This window comes from Aminobacter sp. P4_D5 (assembly GCF_056401815.1).
Window position 1 is genome coordinate 1 of the sequence record NZ_JBFUIP010001336.1, and the last position, 530, is coordinate 530.

Annotated in this window: 1 protein-coding gene; it reads right to left on the reverse strand. The window is 74.2% G+C overall.

The window, feature by feature from the left end; all coding sequences use genetic code 11:
• A partial coding sequence (locus AC1DWF_RS38265) for a homoserine dehydrogenase (protein ID WP_476843614.1) occupies nt 1–530 on the reverse strand: 530 nt, incomplete at both ends.

The window sequence follows — 530 nt, forward strand, 5'->3', positions numbered from 1 at the left end:
CGGCGAGCACTTCGCCGAAGGGCAGGCCTTTCAGCCGCATCTCCGTGAGGATGTAGTTGCAGGTGCCGTTCAGGATGCCGGCGACGCGGGTGATGCGGTTGCCCGCCAGCCCCTCGCGCAGCGCCTTGATCGCGGGGATGCCGCCGGCCACCGCCGCCTCGTAGGAGAGCGCGACACCCTTGGCCTCGGCGAGCCGCGCCAGCGCCGCGCCATGCGTCGCGAGCAGCGCCTTGTTGGCGGTGACCACGGGCTTGCCGGCGGCGAGCGCCGCCTCGACCAGCGCGCGGGCCGGCCCTTCCGAGCCGCCCATCAGCTCGACCACGATGCCGACCTCGGGATCGGCGGCCAGCGCCACGGCGTCGTCGTGCCAGCGCAGCTTCGAGACATCCACGCCGCGATCGCGGGAGCGGTCGCGCGCCGAGACGGCGACCACCTCGATGGGGCGCCCGGCACGGGCCGTGATGATGGCGGCATTGTCGCGCAGCAGGGTCAGCAATCCGGCCCCGACCGTTCCGAGGCCGGCCACGCCC